This window comes from Methylobacterium nigriterrae (genome assembly GCF_037106235.1).
Taxonomy (GTDB): Bacteria; Pseudomonadota; Alphaproteobacteria; order Rhizobiales; family Beijerinckiaceae; genus Methylobacterium; species Methylobacterium nigriterrae.
The window spans coordinates 72,688-89,480 of sequence record NZ_JBAWTG010000019.1; the positions used below are offsets into that span (position 1 = coordinate 72,688).

General features: G+C 66.6%; 20 protein-coding genes. 14 read left to right on the forward strand and 6 right to left on the reverse strand.

Going from position 1 to position 16,793, the window contains the following annotated elements; genetic code table 11:
* Nucleotides 1-55 precede the first annotated feature (55 nt).
* Nucleotides 56-1,036 carry a DctP family TRAP transporter solute-binding subunit gene (locus WDW90_RS12865; protein WP_336487780.1) on the forward strand — a complete coding sequence of 327 codons (981 nt, stop codon included), beginning with the start codon at nucleotides 56-58 and terminating at the stop codon, nucleotides 1,034-1,036.
* A gap of 17 nt (nucleotides 1,037-1,053) precedes the next feature.
* A complete protein-coding gene (locus tag WDW90_RS12870) occupies nucleotides 1,054-3,045 on the forward strand; it encodes a methyl-accepting chemotaxis protein (RefSeq protein ID WP_336487781.1) in 1,992 nt (663 codons plus the stop codon).
* 618 nt (nucleotides 3,046-3,663) lie between these two features.
* On the opposite strand, the gene WDW90_RS12875 is transcribed toward WDW90_RS12870, so the two are convergent.
* Both WDW90_RS12875 and WDW90_RS12880 read right to left on the reverse strand, forming a co-directional pair.
* Nucleotides 3,664-3,900 carry a hypothetical protein gene (locus WDW90_RS12875; RefSeq protein WP_336487782.1) on the reverse strand — a complete coding sequence of 79 codons (237 nt, stop codon included), beginning with the start codon at nucleotides 3,898-3,900 and terminating at the stop codon, nucleotides 3,664-3,666.
* 160 nt (nucleotides 3,901-4,060) lie between these two features.
* Nucleotides 4,061-4,372, reverse strand: coding sequence for a GCG_CRPN prefix-to-repeats domain-containing protein (locus WDW90_RS12880; protein ID WP_336487783.1), 312 nt, complete (start codon nucleotides 4,370-4,372; stop codon nucleotides 4,061-4,063).
* 424 nt (nucleotides 4,373-4,796) lie between these two features.
* Between WDW90_RS12880 and WDW90_RS12885 the strand changes: the two genes are divergently transcribed.
* The 3 genes from WDW90_RS12885 (at nucleotide 4,797) to WDW90_RS12895 (ending at nucleotide 6,399) form a co-directional block, all read left to right on the forward strand.
* Nucleotides 4,797-5,015: a hypothetical protein gene (locus WDW90_RS12885; RefSeq protein ID WP_336487784.1), complete on the forward strand. Its 219-nt coding sequence runs from the start codon at nucleotides 4,797-4,799 to the stop codon at nucleotides 5,013-5,015.
* 356 nt (nucleotides 5,016-5,371) lie between these two features.
* On the forward strand, nucleotides 5,372-5,872 hold the full coding sequence (locus WDW90_RS12890) for a hypothetical protein (RefSeq protein ID WP_336487785.1): 501 nt from the start codon (nucleotides 5,372-5,374) through the stop codon (nucleotides 5,870-5,872).
* A complete protein-coding gene (locus WDW90_RS12895) occupies nucleotides 5,869-6,399 on the forward strand; it encodes a hypothetical protein (protein ID WP_336487786.1) in 531 nt (176 codons plus the stop codon). The genes WDW90_RS12890 and WDW90_RS12895 overlap by 4 nt, the downstream gene beginning before the upstream one ends.
* A gap of 207 nt (nucleotides 6,400-6,606) precedes the next feature.
* Here WDW90_RS12895 and WDW90_RS12900 read toward each other — a convergent pair whose 3' ends face one another.
* The 3 genes from WDW90_RS12900 to WDW90_RS12910 form a co-directional block, all read right to left on the reverse strand.
* Nucleotides 6,607-6,879: a hypothetical protein gene (locus WDW90_RS12900; RefSeq protein ID WP_336487787.1), complete on the reverse strand. Its 273-nt coding sequence runs from the start codon at nucleotides 6,877-6,879 to the stop codon at nucleotides 6,607-6,609.
* Nucleotides 6,880-6,967: 88 nt separating this feature from the next.
* On the reverse strand, nucleotides 6,968-7,219 hold the full coding sequence (locus WDW90_RS12905; RefSeq protein WP_336487788.1) for a hypothetical protein: 252 nt from the start codon (nucleotides 7,217-7,219) through the stop codon (nucleotides 6,968-6,970).
* A gap of 803 nt (nucleotides 7,220-8,022) precedes the next feature.
* Nucleotides 8,023-8,157 carry a hypothetical protein gene (locus WDW90_RS12910; protein ID WP_336487789.1) on the reverse strand — a complete coding sequence of 45 codons (135 nt, stop codon included), beginning with the start codon at nucleotides 8,155-8,157 and terminating at the stop codon, nucleotides 8,023-8,025.
* 884 nt (nucleotides 8,158-9,041) lie between these two features.
* Between WDW90_RS12910 and WDW90_RS12915 the strand changes: the two genes are divergently transcribed.
* The 7 genes from WDW90_RS12915 to WDW90_RS12945 all read left to right on the forward strand — a co-directional run bounded on the left by WDW90_RS12915 (nucleotide 9,042) and on the right by WDW90_RS12945 (nucleotide 14,010).
* A complete protein-coding gene (locus WDW90_RS12915; protein WP_336487790.1) occupies nucleotides 9,042-9,251 on the forward strand; it encodes a cold-shock protein in 210 nt (69 codons plus the stop codon).
* A 102-nt stretch (nucleotides 9,252-9,353) separates the two neighbouring features.
* Nucleotides 9,354-9,722 carry a DUF6481 family protein gene (locus tag WDW90_RS12920; protein ID WP_336487791.1) on the forward strand — a complete coding sequence of 123 codons (369 nt, stop codon included), beginning with the start codon at nucleotides 9,354-9,356 and terminating at the stop codon, nucleotides 9,720-9,722.
* Between the two features lie 44 nt (nucleotides 9,723-9,766).
* Nucleotides 9,767-9,964 carry a hypothetical protein gene (locus WDW90_RS12925; RefSeq protein WP_336487792.1) on the forward strand — a complete coding sequence of 66 codons (198 nt, stop codon included), beginning with the start codon at nucleotides 9,767-9,769 and terminating at the stop codon, nucleotides 9,962-9,964.
* A 1,300-nt stretch (nucleotides 9,965-11,264) separates the two neighbouring features.
* Complete coding sequence (locus WDW90_RS12930; protein ID WP_336487793.1) at nucleotides 11,265-11,438, forward strand: DUF6894 family protein; 174 nt, start codon at nucleotides 11,265-11,267, stop codon at nucleotides 11,436-11,438.
* A 531-nt stretch (nucleotides 11,439-11,969) separates the two neighbouring features.
* The gene (locus tag WDW90_RS12935; protein ID WP_336487794.1) at nucleotides 11,970-12,569 is read left to right on the forward strand and encodes a phasin family protein; all 600 of its coding nucleotides are present in this window, start codon (nucleotides 11,970-11,972) and stop codon (nucleotides 12,567-12,569) included.
* 127 nt (nucleotides 12,570-12,696) lie between these two features.
* Nucleotides 12,697-12,942: a hypothetical protein gene (locus WDW90_RS12940; protein ID WP_336487795.1), complete on the forward strand. Its 246-nt coding sequence runs from the start codon at nucleotides 12,697-12,699 to the stop codon at nucleotides 12,940-12,942.
* 93 nt (nucleotides 12,943-13,035) lie between these two features.
* Complete coding sequence (locus WDW90_RS12945) at nucleotides 13,036-14,010, forward strand: alpha/beta fold hydrolase (RefSeq protein WP_336487796.1); 975 nt, start codon at nucleotides 13,036-13,038, stop codon at nucleotides 14,008-14,010.
* Nucleotides 14,011-14,265: 255 nt separating this feature from the next.
* Here WDW90_RS12945 and WDW90_RS12950 read toward each other — a convergent pair whose 3' ends face one another.
* Complete coding sequence (locus WDW90_RS12950; protein WP_336487797.1) at nucleotides 14,266-14,820, reverse strand: chemotaxis protein CheB; 555 nt, start codon at nucleotides 14,818-14,820, stop codon at nucleotides 14,266-14,268.
* A 1,138-nt stretch (nucleotides 14,821-15,958) separates the two neighbouring features.
* Between WDW90_RS12950 and WDW90_RS12955 the strand changes: the two genes are divergently transcribed.
* A complete protein-coding gene (locus WDW90_RS12955; RefSeq protein ID WP_336487798.1) occupies nucleotides 15,959-16,177 on the forward strand; it encodes a hypothetical protein in 219 nt (72 codons plus the stop codon).
* Between the two features lie 260 nt (nucleotides 16,178-16,437).
* Entirely contained in the window at nucleotides 16,438-16,683 is a 246-nt protein-coding gene (locus WDW90_RS12960; RefSeq protein WP_336487799.1) for a hypothetical protein, read from the forward strand.
* The last annotated feature ends 110 nt before the right edge of the window (nucleotides 16,684-16,793 follow it).

Genomic DNA, 16,793 nt, shown 5'->3' on the forward strand with positions numbered 1-16,793 from the left:
ACCCTGTTAATGCACAGATTGTATTCAGGCCTGCGTTGTGAGCGGGGTTAGCGCTGTGCCGAAGTTCCGAGGATTTGCGGCCATCATCGGGCTCTGCTCGATGTGGACCATCACCCACGCGGAGGCCGGGGAGCGCGTCCTGCGTCTCGGCTACCTGTTCTCGCAGAGCTCGCAGCTCGGGGCCGGGGCGGAGCGGTTCGCGAGCGAAGTCGCCAAGCGGACGGGGGGCGGCTACCGGGTCGAGCTCTATCCGAACGGCGCGGTCGGCGGCGAGGTGGAAATGACGGAGGAACTCCGTCTCGGGCATCTCGACATCGCCTTCATCACCAGCGCGCCCTTCGGCAGCATCATCCCGGAATTCGGGGTCTTCGACATCCCCTTCCTGTTCCGGGATGCGCGCCACGCCCATGCCGTGTTCGACGGACCGATCGGCCAGGACTACCTCAGGAAGTTCCAGCAGAAGGGCCTCGTCGCCCTCGCCTGGGGCGAGAACGGCATGCGCCACATCACGAATTCCAAGCGGCCGGTGACGAGCCCGGACGACCTCAACGGCCTGTCGATGCGCGTGCCGCAATCGGAGGTCATGCTGACGGGTTTCCGCAGCCTCGGCGTGAAGGTCGAGCCCCTCGCCTTCCCGGCGCTCTACGGCGCCCTGCAATCGGGCCAGTTCGACGGCCAGGAGAACCCGATCGCCGTGATCGCGGCCTCGCATTTCGACAAGGTCCAGAAGCACCTGACGCTGAGCGGCCACGTCTATTCCTGGGCGGCAATCGTCGTCTCGAAGGCCGCATGGGACGCGCTCGGCCCGAGCGAGCAGAAGGCCTTCGTCGAGGCGGCCAAGCTCGGCGGCCAGATCTCCCGCGAGGTCGCCGGACGGGCCGAGCAAGAGGGCGTCGATGCGCTGCGGAAGTCCGGCATGAACGTGGTCGCGTCGGTCGACCGCGCGGCCTTCGAGCGGAACCTCCAGAGCGCCACGGCCGGGTTCAGCCGGACATACGGCGCCGAGACCATCCAGCAGATCAAGTCCGTCCAGTAGGCGCGCGAGTCCCTCCCATGTCCATCCTTCGTCTCGACCGCCTCACGGTCGCGCACCGCATCCTCGCCGGCTTCGGCGTCGTCCTCGTGCTCCTCGGCGCCTCCGCCCTCGTGACCTTCCAGAGCGTCAGCGGGCTGAACGGGGAGATCGCCGGCGCGCAGGCCCGCGTCCGGGCCGCGGAGAGCGCCAGCGCGTTCGAGCGGCACCTCAACGAGGTCCGCCGCCTCTCGCTCAACTACATGCGCACCGAGGAGGGCGAGAGGCTCTCCGAGTTCGAGGCCGGCCTCGCGATGCTCGTCCAGGAAGGCGAGCGGATCGCCCGGTCGGGAGAGACGCAGGGCGAGGCCGTCAGGAGCGCGGCGCAGGCCTATGCCGATAGCGCGGGCGGCCTGATCGCTGCGATCCAGCAGCGCAAGACGGCGTTGTCCAACCTGGCGAAGTACGGCGCGATGCTGTCGAATGCGGGCTACGCGATGGCGGACCGCAGCGCGAGGGATCCCGGCCTGGCCTTCGCCGCGTTCCGGGCCGACCGCGCCCTGCAGAGCAGCATCGCCGCGGCGCAACTCTTCCGCGCCAGCAACAACCCGGCCGATGCCAGCACCGCGGGTGTCGAGTTCGCGCGCTACGCACGCGAGCTCACGGCCCTCGGCCGGCTCGACGAGGCCGGGCTGATCCAGGCGTCGCTGAAGGTCACGGGCACGAAGCTGCCCCTGTTGAAGGGAGCGCTCGACGGCGTCCTCGACGGCGCCGGCGCGATCGAGCGCGCCTACGAGCGCCTGAAGCAGGCGGGCGACGGCCTGGTGGCGGCGGGCACGCTGGCCCGGGAAGGCGCCGTGACGGAGCAGCAGCGGATCATGGCGGCCATGAGCGATAACGCGGCTCATCTGCGCATGCTCGTCCTCGTGATCGGCGCCGTCGCGCTCGTGGTCGGCGGACTGCTCGCCTGGCGGGTCGGCCGCGGCGTGTCCCGGCCCGTGACCGCGATGACGGGCGCCATGCAGGCGCTCGCCGCGGGCGACCACACCGTGGCCGTCCCGGCCGCGACGCGCGCGGACGAGATCGGTGCGATGGCGCGCGCCGTCCAGGTCTTCAAGGACGCGCTCATCGCCAAGCGGGCGGCAGACGAGGCCTCGGCACGGGAGGCGGACGCCAAGATGCGGCGCGCCAATCTGCTCGACGGCCTGACGCGGACTTTCGAGGCGAACGTGTCGATGCTCACGCAGGGGCTCGCGGGCGCGGCGACCGAGATGGAAGCGACCGCCCAGTCCATGGCGGGAACCGCGGACCAGACCTCGCGCCAATCCGCGACCGCCATGAACGCGGCCGAGCAGACCTCGGCCAACGTGCAGACGGTGGCGGCGGCGAGCGAGGAGATGTCGGCCTCGATCCTGGAGATAACCCAGCAGGTCGGCCAGTCGGCGCGCATCGCGCACCAGGCGGCCGAGGAGGCGCAGCGGACCGACGCGCTCGTGCGGCAGCTCGCGGCCGGCGCCGAGCGGATCGACACGATCGTGGCGATGATCAACAAGATCGCCGGCCAGACGAACCTGCTCGCGCTCAACGCCACCATCGAGGCGGCGCGCGCCGGCGAGGCGGGACGCGGCTTCGCGGTGGTGGCGAACGAGGTCAAGGAACTGGCAAGCCAGACCACCCGGGCCACGGGCGAGATCGCGGGCCAGATCGGGGCCATCCAGCAGGCGACGCACGAATCCGTCGAGGCGATCCGGGGCATTGGCCGGACCATCGCCGAGATGGCCTCGGTCTCGACCGCGATCGCGGCGGCGATGGAGCAGCAGGGCGCCGCGACCCAGGAGATCGCCCGCAACGTGCAGGAAGCCGCGAGCGGAACCGAGCAGGTGACGGGCAGCATCGCGGATGTGCGCCAGGGTGCGGGCTCGACGGGCGCCGCGGCCTCCCAGGTGCTCGGCGCGGCGCAGGAACTCTCGCGCCATTCCGAGAGCCTGTCGCGCGAGGTCGGCGCCTTCCTGGCAGGCGTCAAGGCCGCCTGACCGCTCGCTTACGCGGGCGGCGGCGAGCGTGCCGGACGGCTCCGCCGGGGCCGGCACGGGCAGGACCGGAACAGATAAGAAAAGCCCCGCGGGTGCTCAGTCCGCGGGGCTTTTCCGCTGTCGGTGAGACCTGGGCGGCTGAAGACCGGCCTCACGCGGCAAGCCTGCCTGCGCCCTGTGTATCGCGCAATACGGGGGCCGTCGGTCAGAAGGGGCGCGGCCCGGCGCAAAGGGGTTAGGGATGCGCGCCGGGCCGGATGCCCGTCGCACGAAAAACCCGCCGCGGCTGGCCGAGCCGGGGCGGGTTGAGTCTGTCGGGTGGGACGCCCGCAGGGAGGATCCCACGCCCTCATGCTGCGCCCGGGGATTGTATTGCACAATACGGCGTGGCCGCCTCCCGCGGGGCAGCGCACGGCGCAAAAGAGGTAGCCGGCCAGAAAAAAGCCCGCCGCGGCAGAGGGAGCTGAGCCGGGCGGGCAGAGGCGATCTGAGAAACGCCGGCCCGTGCGCATGCGGCACGAACTGACGGGGTGTTTTAATCCCGCTCCGTTGAAAAATAAAAGCCCGAGCACGCGAGATTTACAATCCAGAAACAAAACGGCGCCGGGCGCCCCGCCGTCAGAGCGAGCTCATATCCTCGACGTCGAGGCCGACGCCGCGTCCCTGGAGGACGTTGACGATGCGCGCCTTCATCTCGGGATGAAGATCGGACACGCGCATGTGAACGGTGCTGCCGCGATCGCTGCCCGTCACCCACAATCGGTAGCGCAGGCCCTCGGCCCGCAATTGCCGCAGCAGGCGCTCGGACGCTGTCCGCACGGCCTCGTTGTTCATCGCGATGAGCGTTGCGTCCACGTCGTTCTCCGCCGCCTTCGGAGACAACGGGCGGACCGCGGCTTCAGTCCGATCCCGGACCGGCCGGGTACGCCTGCAACCTCGGCGTGTCCGGCGTTATCCCTGAAGCGGGAAGGGCCGCGCGAGGCGCGGCCCTCGGCGATCGCCGGCCGGCGACGGCTCAGTAAAACGGCCGGGGGCCGTAATAGGCGCCGTAGGGCCGATAGTACGGGCGGGGCCGACCGTAGCCGTAGGGTCCGCCATAGACGACGGGCCGGCGCCAGTAGGGGCGCGGGCCCCAGTTCGGGCGGCAGACGCCCCACGGATTGGGATGGAAGCCGGGGCCGCAGCCGCCGGCCACACGCTCGATCATCGCATCGCTGCCGGCTGCCGCGAGCGGCGCGGGAGCGAGGGGGGCCGCCGAGACGGCGGTTGCGAGACCGAGACCGCCGGCAATCGCCGCCGCCAGTCCGAGCGTCTTCGCGTGGATCATGGGGTGACCTCCTTCGATGTCCGGCCAGGACTGCGCCTCACCGGGTCGACGCCAGGCTGGACCGGCGGGGCTGAACCGATCCTGAGCCGAACGAGGCGCTTTCACGGCCGGATTCGGGCAAGGCCTGGCATCGGACGCAGCGCCTCACGCGGGCCGTCGCCGCAGCAGGGCCGGCGCAGGCATCGGCAGACGACCGCCCCGCGCTATAGTCCAGGAGCGCGTGCCGGAAGGTCACGATGCCGGCCTCCGGCCGCGAGCGGCTGTCCTTCAGCGCAGCCGCCGAGGCGTCGGAAAAACCGGAAACGCTCAACGGCCCGGCTCTGCGAAGCCGGCCCCGCCGACGAGAAAGGCAGGGCAGGCCCGCGGATCCGCCCCTGCGCACCGACCCGGAATTGCGATATGGGCAGTCGCCCAGAGAGACCCGATGCCCAGCTCCGCGACACCCGATATCCTGCCCCAAGGCGAGATCACGTTCCGAGGTCGGGGGCTCGCCGTGATGCAGGGCCGACGCCTCTCGCTGAAGGTCTGCCCGCGCTGCTCGCAGCGGAACGATCGGCGCGCGGCCGAGCAGGGCCATTGCCACTGGTGCGCCTATATCCCCTCGCTCGCGGACGCGGAGCCGATCTCGCCCGGATCCGCGTGAGTCGCGGCGGGCCCGGTCTGCGCGCGAGGGCGAGCAGCCGCTGACAGCCCGGACGCCGGACAGGATTTCGGGCTCAACGGAAATCCGGCCCTGGCCGAAGACCACCCGGCATGGAGTACCGGCCCGTGGAAGGACCGCGCGACGATAGCTTGGCGGGCCAGGGCACTCGCGCCGGAACCGTCGAGCCTTAGACAGTGTCCCGCCGGCCACACCAGCATTGATTGTTTGTATGGAAGCATTCCAACTTTCGATTGTGATTTGACGAAGGGTTAACAGATCGCGACGTTCGTTCTTAGCCGGTTACCATACGCGAGCAGGATGTCTCCTCGCGCCGGCGGGCGAGGCGAGTGAGGCGCGTGGACAAGTCGAAATCGTTTTCCTGGGACGATTTACTTGACCGGAAGGCGGAGCTGAAGCCGTCCGACCAGCAAGACGCGCCGGATACCCGCCTGACCGGGGTCTTGCGACTGATCAATCCTGTCGACGATCCCGTCACGACGTCGCCCCTGACGCGCAGGTCCTCGCCGCAGGAATGGTCGGCCCTGATCGAGCGCGTGCGCAGCGCCGCCTCGCGCGTTCGCGAGGTCGAGGCGGAGGCCCAGGAACAGGAATTGCGCGTCCAGGACCTGCTGGAGCGCGTGCGCGAGGACATCGCCAGCGCCAACGAACGGGTCAAGGCGGCCGAGGCGCGCACGCGCGAGATTCAGGCACGCGCCGATGCCCTGCTGAAAGCCGCCGACGAGCGGGTCCGCGCCGCCGAGGAGCGCGCCCGCATGGCGGAGGAATGGTTGGCGCAGGTCTACGACACGATCGCGAGCGAGTTCTCGTTCGCGCAGCCCGAGACGCGCACGGCATGAACGCCGCGGCGATCGATGCCCTGCTTCTCGGACCGAGCGTTGAGGCCTGCGCGGCCCCTGTCGTGGTGGTGCACGCCTCGGCGGAGGCCCCGATCGATGTCCGCGCGAAGAACGCCGTCGCGCTGTTCGGCGAACCCGGCCGTCCGGGCGGAACTTCGGCTCCCGACGGCGTGAACGAGCCGGATTGGCCCGGCGCCATCCAGCTCGTGCGCGACGTCGGCGCGCGTGTCCGCCGCGTGCGAGACTTGGCGCAGGATCTCTCGCAGCAATCGCAGGCGCTCATCCAGCGCAGCCTCACGCGGGCCGAGGCGGCCGAGGAACGGGCGCGCGTGGCCGAAGCGGCGGCCCAGAGCGCCATGCGGCGGGCCGCCAAGGCCGAGAAGGCCGCGCGCCTTGCCGAGGAGAGCGCGCGCGCGGCCGAGGAGCAGTTGCAGGCCGCCAGGGCCGGGGAAGCCGAGGCGCGCCTCTGGCTCAAGCAGCTCTACGCTTGCCTCCGGGACGAGTTCGACAGCCTGACGGAAGGTTAAGGCCGGTTTCGGCGCCCCGAACCCCGCCGCACCAGCCTGCCGATCTCCCCGTCGGGAGCGTGAGCGGACCTCGCTCACCGCGTTGCTAGGAGCCCATCAGCACGTTGATGGAGCCCGCCACCGTGAAGACGAGGCCGCACGCGAAGACGCCGATCATCCCGTAGGAGAAAAGCTTCAGGGCCATGGTCGTTCCTCCGCCGCGCCGGTTCAACAGCGGCTCCCGCCCGAGGTCTGGCCGTACTGCATCACGGGCCGGGTCTGCTGGTTGGCGTTGCCCTCGCTGGCCGAGTTCGGTGCGCACGCGCCGGGACGCCGCCCCCGGTCGGTGCCACCGATCGAGCCCGTGATCAGATCGTCGTCGGGCGTCAGCGGCAGGACAGGCCGGGCCGGAGCATGGACATCGTAGGCGATGGCCGACGTCGCCTGAGCGGCGAGGCCGAGGCCGAGGGCGGCTGACAGGGCAATGATACGGACGTTCATGAGCGGTCTCTGCTCCACTGCAGTTGGGTCCGGTCATCCGGACAGGTCGTTCGATCCGGAGCGGTGCCGGACCTTGCCGAGGCCGATGTCAGCGGACGGACGGCGATGGATTGCCGGGCCGCACGGCGCCGGTCCGCCCGTCATGGGCGGGACCGCGGATCTGGTCGCTGACGGGCGCGACCTGGCCAACGCTTCCGGTCGTGAGCCGATCGGGATCCGGCGAGACGCGCTCGACCGCGGAGTCACGCTCGCCCGGCGCGCGATCATCCTGCGCCAGGGCGGATGTGCAGACAGCTCCGAGCATCATATTAGATGCGGCAACGATACGGCGCATGTTCATCAGACCATACCTCATCAGTTTTGTGCGAATCTTCGTTCTGATCCGATTTATTTCTGACAATTGCTGATATAGGCACTGATAAACTTCAGGGACGTGCCGCGCCGCACGCGGAAACAGGGATTATATCTCAAGATGCCGCCCGCGATGCTCCTCCTGCCCGACCGGACTTCGCGCCGGACCCGAGACGGTGCGCTGCACGGGTGAGCGGGCATCAGCCTCGCCCACGAGCCGCGGCCGCCTTGCGCGTGCGACGACGCGTCGGCGCGGGCCGCGCCCACCGACGCGGCCCGCGCGCGATGCCGGGCGGCGCAAGCCCGGTGGATCGCAGCGGCCTTCGGGAAGCCGGTCGGCTCGGGCGCCGGCGGCCTGCGCCGCGGGACATCATCGGGCTCAGGCGGTGCGGCCTCTGCCGAAGTGTCGGGGAAGCGATAGGACTGAGCGTCGGTGGAGATGCACCGCCGGCAGCCGGTGCGGCTCATCTCTCGAGGGATCTGACGTGGCGGACCGTCAACCGGACGGGCCGGCCTCGAGCCGGTGAGCGAGGCGTGTCACTTGGGCATCGCCGCGAGCACCGCCTATCGATCCCCAAACTGCTTGAAACCTCGGTAGAAACCACTTGGGGAGCGGTGCCCAGGAAGGGGGCGCTCGAGATGAGCAAGATCAACGACTTGCTCGCGAGTTGGACACTAGATCGTTCCACACGGTCATTATGCTTTTCGGATGAGTGTCCAAATGCCTCACGTGAGCAGAAGACGTCGTGAGGCTACCGAACGGTTCCGAGCCGCAGAACGAGATTACGCCTTTCAGTCCGACGCCGCTCGTGATCTGAACCCCATGGCCGCCACCGACAAACGCCACGCCTGGGCGTCCTGCGCCCGCCTGTTCAAGCCGGTGTGAAAGACCCGCAGCAGCGGAAAGCGCGCGAGATCGTCGACCAACTCGGATTGTGCTGAGCCAACCGCCTTCTTGCGTTGGGGTTTGCGGCGCTGGCAGGGTCCGCGCTCTTCAGCCTCACGAACCGGGGCTGATGGACCGTAGGCTTGGCTCAGTAACCTCTTGGCGGCCTGCCCGCTGGACAATCTGGGATCTGCACCATCATCCGCGTCGTCCGGATCGCTGTCAGGGTATCTCTGGAGCTTGGCGTGGCGATTGCCTCGGCTTCGAGGTCGGCCAGAGCCTCCAGCAGAAGTTTCCGGCCGCCAGGATCTCGGGGATAGGGCTGGTCCGCCAGAAGCAGGACCAACCTGCCCATAAGCGGGCAACTCGGTCGTTGAAGTGGCGTGCCCATGCTCGTGCTCCGCTCCGTTCCAGAGCACGTAGCGACGTGTCTCCCGTTTCGTCACTCACACACGTCAACTTGCATGATGTACCGGCTTGGCGCGATCAGCAGCCCCCTGCCCTCCTGAACCGGATCACGGCCGACGGCTGAGGCCAGTCGATGGGGTCGAAGAAGCGGTGCTCGCGCCGGATGGGCATGGCTGCACATGGCCATGCTTGTGAGCTGCCCGGCAAGCCTTGGAAGCATTTCCGGACAGTGGGGTGGCGCCGCTCGCCGGAAGGACGGTCATGCGGCCGCGCGGTGGATTAACAAGCGATCATAATCCACGGCTTGGCTCAGATTTACGACGCTGATCGACTGAGGCTTGTAAATATTTCTTTGGTGGTGTAGGAAACGAAAATCGATTTTTGGCCAGATATCCGGCCGTTCCGCCCCCTTGGGCGTGCGCTCTGCATTTCTCCCATATTTTCGACGATGAGCGACCGAGTGCGTGCGTGCATGCGCTTATCATAATTTGTTGCCTACCAAGATACGGAAATACCTATGAGCATCGGCACTGTGAAGTGGTTCAACGAGACCAAGGGTTTTGGCTTCATCCAGCCGGAAGACGGCGGCAAGGACGTGTTCGTGCATATCTCGGCCGTCGAGCGCGCCGGCATGCAGAGCCTCCAAGAGGGCCAGAGGGTCTCCTACGAGATGGAGACGGACCGCCGCACGGGTAAGCAGTCGGCGGGCAGCCTTCAGGCCGCCTGAGCCTTGCTCAGCTGCCTATGACAAGCTTCGAAGCCGCTCCATTTGGAGCGGCTTCATCTTGGCTCTCTCGTCGCCACGCTTAAGACGTGGTGCGAATAAGGAATGTACGTGGGTCAATTCAAAGCCAACCAGATCGTCGACCGTCTTGAGGCTGCTGCGAAGGCGCGGCAGGCCACACTGGCCCGGTTCCGGGCACGCCCCGCATCAGATGACCCCGTTGTTCTCGCACGGCAGGCTGCGCGGCGGGCTGTCATCCAGGCGCGAGAGGTTCGGGCCAACGAGCGGGAAATGACCCGCGTTGCGGCCGAGGCTCAGCGCGAGGCGGAGGCGCTTGCTGCGCGGGAGCGCGAGGCAGCCGAAGCGGCCCGGCAGGCTGTTGAGAAGATCGAGCGGCAAGCCGCACTCGCGGCCGAGCAAAAGGCTGCACGCGACGCACGCTTTGCAGCCCGCAAGGCTAGAGCGCGGCGGTAGAGCGCCCGCGTTCCGCGAAATGCCGAGCCTTTGGAGGATGTCAGTTGTCCCACAAGTTCAAGGTCGGCCAGCACGTCCGACAGGCCAAGATCGGCTATGCTGATGCCAAGAATGATGCTGGTGCCCTTTTCGAGGTCGTTCGGCTCATGCCAGAGGACCCCTCGGGTGAACCATCCTATCGGGTGAAATCGGCCGCAGGTGAGCGCGCTATGCGGGAAGGCGAACTCACCCTCGCCTCCTGATAGGACCCGCAGACATCGAAGTCTGATCGCTGCCTTCTGCAGCGCATCTGTCGCGTGCCTTACGGCGCGACACTCCTGAACACATGTGCCGCCTGACGGCTCCTGCCGAAGCGGCTTACGGATCTCCATGCCCATCATCGCTGAGCTGAAGCCCACGAAAGCGCCGTCACTCCCCCTGACAAGCCCAAAGCCGGCAAGGCCCGAAGCCGCCCGGAGGCCGCAGCCCTGTGGTCTCACCCGCGAAGAGCTGCGCAAGATCGTCTTGGACGTGCTCGGCTGATCTGCAGGAACTCGCTGATGGCCAGCTCCGTCCGGCCGGAGAGCTATGCGGAAGATTGGGTGACGACGGTCGTGTGAAGGCGGCGTATCGAGGCGGATGTCCAAGCCTGCCGGAACCTCTCATCGAGAGCGATACCCGAACGGACAAGCTGGGGCATTCGTAGGGCGCATGCGCGTTCCAATGGTGTCGCAGACGCGGGACCAACTCATGTCCCCGATCGCAGGAACGGCTGTCTGAAAACGTTCCACGCGGGAAAGGCCTATCGGAACGCCCGCTGCAGACCGGCGAGGAGCCTGCACCACCTCGCTTGGACTTTCGGTCCGGATAGGCGCAGGATTGATGACATCACCGGCGGATCCGAACCCGTAGGCGCCGGTGGCTGAGAGAGACGAGCGCTCCCGCCTGCATCGCGAGGAGTGCCGTCATGGCCGAGCCTCTCCACGGGCGCCTCCCAAGCGCCCATTATGACGCATTGCTGATCAAGACCTCACAGGAGGCCATCCAGCGATCCCGCGCATTGCTGGAGCGAACAAGACCGCCTGTCGTGGCCCAGCCCACTGACCCGCTATTGGCGCAGGCTCGCAACTCTCAACCCAAGTGACGGGAGGCTTGCCAAGTGACGGCAGTCTTCGCGAATCGGCGGGAGACGGCGTCCATGACAGAGGCAGTGGACCGGCTCGATGTGCTCGGTCGCCTCATCAAGGAGGGCGAGGCGACGCAGGGCGGTCAGAGGGCGCTCATCGAGTACCAGGCCCGGGGCTCGGGCAAGACACGACCGAGGCCGAGGCCGCGCTGCGGGGGATCGAGGATACGCTCGTGGCGATGGCCGCCCACCGGTCGGTCCTTCAGGCCGATGGGTGGGATACCTGATCGCGCTTGCGGACTGCGCGGCGGAAACTGCTGTAGTTTATCGCGGCCATGGCCGGGCTGGCGTAAGGGGCAGGCAATCGCGGCGACGGTCCTCGGCAGCACCGCGAGTGAGGGTCACCGCCCCCGCCGTGCCACGGCCAGGGTGTCGGCATGCCGCGCTTCCACTTCAACGTCTACGACGGCGTGCGCCTACCCGATGCGGAGGGCACCGACCTGCCGGATTGGCAGGCGGCGCGCTTGGAGGCGATCCGGAAGGCCGGCGAGATCCTCAAGGAGGAGACGCGTACCACGTCTCGCTCGGCGAGGACTGGCGCATTGAGGTGACCGACGACACGGGCCTGATCCTGTTCCAGATGACGTTTTTGATGATCGAGTCGCCCGTGATGCTGAGAGCCAGCGCTCGGGAGCGCTGACGCGATGCGGCGCCCAAGCGACCGCACCCGTCACGTCGACGATTTCCGCCAACCCAGGCGCGGCCAACCACTGGCCCATAACGCCCAAAACGCGAACGGCAGATCGAACTCAGGCCGTTGGCTCCGTTCAGATCGGTGGCGCCTCGAAGAAGCCGCCCCCAAGCGATCCCTGAAGGCGTTCGTCGGGTAGCGTACCTGCGACCGTCCAGCTCGGCATTGTGCAGTGCATTCAAAAGTTTGCCCGTTGAACCTAATCCTTGACAAAATTCCTCAGAGATTAAATCGAACCAAAGTCCGTTTCGGGGGTTGAAAGAAAATCCTTGAGATGCAATTTAGGTGCGGTGCGGTAGAATCGATAAGTTTTCTCGATATCAAAGTAAAATATGCTTATTGTCTTACCGCATAAGACGTGAATGCATAATCTATAGGGAAGAAATCAAAGATGGCATTCAACCAGAACTCCAATCAGAGCAAGCAGTCCGATCAGAGCGATAAGCTCGCCGACGCTGCAAAGGCGGATATCAACAACACCGCCGAGCAGGGCAAGCAGTTCGCTGAGGCCACTCGCGATGGCGTGAACAAGCTGGTCGATCTGCGTGAGCAGGCCACCGAGAACACCAAGCAGATCGTGCAGAGAAGCGTCGAGACGGCCTCGCAGCAGGCGCGAGAGGTCGCTGATCGGTTCACGAAGACCCTGGGCTTCACCGGCGAGGACAGCGAGCGCCTGGCCCGGCAGTCCAAGCAGAACATGGAAGCGGTCGCGCGCTGCGGCACGGTTCTGACCCAAGCCTTCCAGGACACCTCGCGCAACTGGTTCGAGCTGGGCCAGAAGCAGTGGCAGCGCAACCTCGACGGCCTCAGCAAGCTGGCGCGCGCCAGGTCGGTGCAGGAGTTCGCCGCGGTTCAGAGCGAGTTGGTTCGCGAGAGCCTGCAGCACATCGTACAGGACAGCCGGGCAATCACCGAGACCTCGGCTCGTGCCGTCGAGGAGGCCAGCAAGGCTTTCGCCAGCGTCGCGCAGAGCCCCACGCTCGTTCGCTGAGGAGCACGGCACCTGATCCCGGTCCACATCTCGGGCTCATCACAAACCGGAGGGGCGGTCGCTTCGGCCGCCCCTTTTCCTTGTCTCAGTCGCTTTGGCTCCTTCGCCTCGCGGCACGGAGTGGCCAATGTACAATCCCTTTGCCGTCGCCCTGCTTGCCCTGGAGGCACAGAAGGTTGTCGAGCTGCGGCTGATGAAGCTCGCTTGGGGCGGAGCTGACGCTGAGGCTGAGGCGCAGAAGATGGTAAGCGAGAAGGTCAGCGCCTTCATCGAGGCGTCCGGAACGCTGATGACGGGTGGTTCCTGCGACATGGTTGTGACGCGCTACCGCGAGCATGTCGCCGCAAACACGAAGCGTCTGACCACCGTTTAGTGTGAAATGGCGTTCGCCTCACCGGACTGACCGCATCGCTTCAGCCTAGTCCCTGTGATCGCGGCGGATGCCCATTATAGACAGGATCACAGCATGACGCAGGCTCCCGCGACCCGCAGCTGGCTCGTTCCGGCCCTTCTTGGCTCCGCGGCGGCCCTCGGCGCCTCAGCGCTTTTTGCCGTCTCGAAAGCCCATGAGGCCGAGCAGCGCCATCCGCCGATTGGACGCTTCCTGACCGTTGACGGGGTGCGCCTGCACTACGTCGAGCGTGGGAGCGGTGAGCCCCTAGTGCTGATCCACGGCAACGGTACCATGATCCAGGACTTCCTGGTCAGCGGCATCGTTGACGAGTTGGCCAAGCGCTACCGCGTCATCATCATCGATCGGCCCGGCTACGGCTACAGTGAGCGCCCGCGGGCTCTCTGGACGTCGCGAGCGCAGGCGACGCTGTTCCAGAAGGCGCTGCAGCAACTCGGCGTCTCACAAGCCGTGGTGCTCGGGCACTCGTGGGGAACGCTGGTTGCGATTGCCCTGGCGCTGCAGGCACCGCAAATCGTGCGCAGCCTCGTCCTGGCATCGGGCTACTACTACCCGACGCTCCGTGCGGACGTGGTTCTGTTCTCGCCCCCTGCCATCCCCGTCATCGGGGACGTGATGCGCTACACCGTGTCGCCGATGACGTCTCGCCTGATCCTACCCGGTCTGATCAAGGGGATGTTCGCGCCTGCACCCGTGCCAGAGCGCTTCGACCAGGAGTTCCCGAAGGAGCTGATGTTGCGTCCCTCGCAGTTGCGCGCCTCTTCCGAGGATGCCGCCATGATGACGCCCGTGACGGTCGAGCTTCAGGAGCACTACCGTGAGCTGAACCTGCCGGTCGTGATCATCACGGGTGCGGACGATCAGATCGCGGACGTCGGGCGCCAGTCGGAGCGGCTGCACCGCGAGATCGCGAGCAGCGAGTTCATCGCCGTTCCAGGCATGGGGCACATGATCCACCATCTCGCGCCAGATCATGTCATCAGGGCCATTGAACGCGCTTCAGAGAGATTACGTGCGAGAGCCGCCTAAGCCGGGGATTGGCAGCCGGACGATGCCCCTCATGCAGGCATCGTCTCTCCGTCGCGGAGTACGGCCGCCCGCGCCGGTCAGCGTCCCGGATCTCGCCTTCCGCCTGCCCCTGGCCGCTACCATGCAGCAGCCTCGCAATCAGCCCCGTCCAAAATACCGATCCGATCAAGCTGGGCCATCCTTCGCCCCTCGGCACTGGCAGGCGGCAATCCGAGAGAGCGGGCCCTGATGATCCCCGTATTTCTTGGATTGCCGTCAGGCACAGAGCGTCGCGATACGCTCGGCGAGCCTCTCGGCGGTCAGGAAGGCATCGGGGTGATCGGCGTAGAGCGCGGCATAGGGCATCTCCGGCACACGCGCCTCGTCGAGATCTTGAACGAGCGCCGAGCCACCATGCTCCTTGATGATCCGCAAGCCGTCGGCGCCGTCGTTCCCGTATCCGCTCAGGACAATGCCAACCACGCGCTCGCGGTAAGTTTCGGCTGCCGAGATGAACAGAGGATCGGCCGCAGGGCGGGCAAAGTTTACCTTCGGCTCCTGGTCGAGGCGGATGCGTCCCTCCTCCAGCCGCATGTGGTGATCAGGCGGCGCCACGTAGACGTGCCCCGGTTCGATCCGTGTGGCGTTCTCGGCATGCAGAACAGGGGCTGCGGCTATGATGCTCAGCAGTGCTGGCAGGATGCTCTGGTTGGGGCCGACGTGCAGAACGATGAACACCGAGCCGCGGCACGGGACCGGCAGGGCTGAGACGATCTGCTTGAGGGGATTGAGGCTGCCGGCTGAAGCCGCGATGACGACGATGGGATGCATGGCGGCCTGTTAACTCATGTGAGTTCGTGGCCGATCCCTCAGCCAGCACCGCTAGGCTGAGCTGCGCACGGATCCCCACGTTCAGGGGATCGGATTGCCGTGAACCGCACCGAGGCGACCCGCCCCTCCCGATCTTCAGATCTGCTTAACCACCTCGGCCGACCCTCCCTGCGAGCCACACCGCGCCTTGGCTCCGTCGTGATGAGCACGACACGCCCCGCCGCCCCGAACGCAGATCAGGCGGCGGGGCTCCTCTGGCGAGAGGATGCCACCATGACGCATTGGATTGACTTCAGAGGCAAAAGGCGGTCCCCGACGCGGGAAAAGCTCTACCGCAAGGACGAATGCCTCTAGCGACCTTCAGAGCCCCGCAGGCGGCTGGGAGGCAAAATGGCTAGTCCAACAGGCCAATCCGGCGGCGCCATTCCTGAGTCATCCTAGCGCCATGCAGGTGGCAGCATCGTCACGCGTCATGCGGTAAATTCATAGAGGGGGCGACAGGGCGAACGCCGGAGTTGGCCGACGATGCACGTGCCGAGATGGGACCATTACCTTGGCTTGACGTTAGCCACGCCTTGCCTGCTGCTCGCGTTCATCCTCGTCGGCCACGCCGTTTGGGAAGCACGGCCTCTGCCAGCCTGCCTTGGCAGTGGCATCGATGCGCTCAACCCCACCCGGAAATGCCGGTGGCTCATGGTTCGCGGAGGTGAACCTGTTCTGCGGGGCGCTGCGCCCAACGGCGTCACTCTGGTCGAGGAAGGCACGGTGTCAGCCCTGCCGGACTTCGGCTCAGCCGAGAGCGCAGCTCTTGTGGCTCTCGGACTGTACCTTGCTGGCTGCGGGATTGGCTGGGGCGTAAGCCGCCGCGCCGGCACACCGGTTGGGTGAGGCGTGCTGCCTCAGGGCAGTCCGTCACGTAGCCAATTGCCCGACAGAGGCAGAGGCTGCGGGCATGTTGGACCTCGCAACCATCGTGATGTTTGCAGGCGCGGCCGGCGCCGTCGCACTGATCGCGGCTGCCCATCCACGCGTTGAGCGTCTAGTTCGCAAGAGCGACCTGCGGTAGCGGCAAGACGTGCAGGCTCGTTTCTGAGCTGCCCGGCTCGGCCGCAACGGTTTATCTGAGCCGAAATGGTTTATGGCCAGCATCGCCATCATGATCGGCACGCTGCAGGGCACACGCCTGCTGGCCTTCTCGTCTGAGCGGGAGGCGGCCATCATGACTGAGACGATCCTACGCAAGCTGGACCCACTCACGTTACCAGTCCCATTCTGGGTCCAGTGCCGCGACCGTGCCGTCGGCCAGCGGCTCACGGACTACCTTGCGGAGGTGCAGGCCGAACTGCTCGATGCCTAGATCGACTATATTTCAACGCAGCGCCAGAGCGCAGGTTTACCGACCGTCACGGGGCCTAACGGACGATGGTCGCGAAGGCGATCAGTATATACCTGCTCGGCAACTTGGACACGCCGGTCCTGTCCTGCCTGCTCACCGGCAGCCTCGTCCTGGCCGGCTCAATCCTGTCACCACCGAGTCTTCACCAAAACTGCTCCTTACGACCTGTACGATCGGGCTTGGGCTGCGTTTTCGTATGATCCCAGAGCGGACACCCCCGAATGCCCTACACGCTTCACCTCCTCGCAGCCGGCAGCTACGACCTTCTGCGCGACGGCGCAGTCATCGGCGGCGTGGTTCGAGACGTCACGGCCAGTGGCGACGTGAGACGATGGCGCGCCGAGTTGCTGGAAGATCTACCGCCTGCGCAGAGACCGCTGCCGTTTGTCGAAATCGAGCATCGCTTCGACACCCTCGATGAGGTGCTGAGCTGGCTCGGAGATGCTTCGGTCGCTGACGGCAGCTGAGCTGACACGCTCGCTAGAGCTGTTCCCGGTCAGCTAGCGACGGTCAAGTCGTCCTCGTAGCCGGCTGCGGCGAGGTAGTTGCGGCACTCCTGCGGAGTGAAGCGCGTGAA

Excerpts from the sequence above, each read along its gene's own strand:
- WDW90_RS12870 (WP_336487781.1), top strand. The coding sequence starts at position 1,054 with ATGTCCATCCTTCGTCTCGACCGCCTCACGGTCGCGCACCGCATCCTC.
- WDW90_RS12880 (WP_336487783.1), bottom strand. The coding sequence starts at position 4,372 with ATGATCCACGCGAAGACGCTCGGACTGGCGGCGGCGATTGCCGGCGGT.
- WDW90_RS12885 (WP_336487784.1), top strand. The coding sequence starts at position 4,797 with ATGCCCAGCTCCGCGACACCCGATATCCTGCCCCAAGGCGAGATCACG.
- WDW90_RS12895 (WP_336487786.1), top strand. The coding sequence starts at position 5,869 with ATGAACGCCGCGGCGATCGATGCCCTGCTTCTCGGACCGAGCGTTGAG.
- WDW90_RS12900 (WP_336487787.1), bottom strand. The coding sequence starts at position 6,879 with ATGAACGTCCGTATCATTGCCCTGTCAGCCGCCCTCGGCCTCGGCCTC.
- WDW90_RS12905 (WP_336487788.1), bottom strand. The coding sequence starts at position 7,219 with ATGAACATGCGCCGTATCGTTGCCGCATCTAATATGATGCTCGGAGCT.
- WDW90_RS12915 (WP_336487790.1), top strand. The coding sequence starts at position 9,042 with ATGAGCATCGGCACTGTGAAGTGGTTCAACGAGACCAAGGGTTTTGGC.
- WDW90_RS12920 (WP_336487791.1), top strand. The coding sequence starts at position 9,354 with ATGTACGTGGGTCAATTCAAAGCCAACCAGATCGTCGACCGTCTTGAG.
- WDW90_RS12930 (WP_336487793.1), top strand. The coding sequence starts at position 11,265 with ATGCCGCGCTTCCACTTCAACGTCTACGACGGCGTGCGCCTACCCGAT.
- WDW90_RS12935 (WP_336487794.1), top strand. The coding sequence starts at position 11,970 with ATGGCATTCAACCAGAACTCCAATCAGAGCAAGCAGTCCGATCAGAGC.
- WDW90_RS12940 (WP_336487795.1), top strand. The coding sequence starts at position 12,697 with ATGTACAATCCCTTTGCCGTCGCCCTGCTTGCCCTGGAGGCACAGAAG.
- WDW90_RS12945 (WP_336487796.1), top strand. The coding sequence starts at position 13,036 with ATGACGCAGGCTCCCGCGACCCGCAGCTGGCTCGTTCCGGCCCTTCTT.
- WDW90_RS12950 (WP_336487797.1), bottom strand. The coding sequence starts at position 14,820 with ATGCATCCCATCGTCGTCATCGCGGCTTCAGCCGGCAGCCTCAATCCC.
- WDW90_RS12955 (WP_336487798.1), top strand. The coding sequence starts at position 15,959 with ATGGCCAGCATCGCCATCATGATCGGCACGCTGCAGGGCACACGCCTG.
- WDW90_RS12960 (WP_336487799.1), top strand. The coding sequence starts at position 16,438 with ATGCCCTACACGCTTCACCTCCTCGCAGCCGGCAGCTACGACCTTCTG.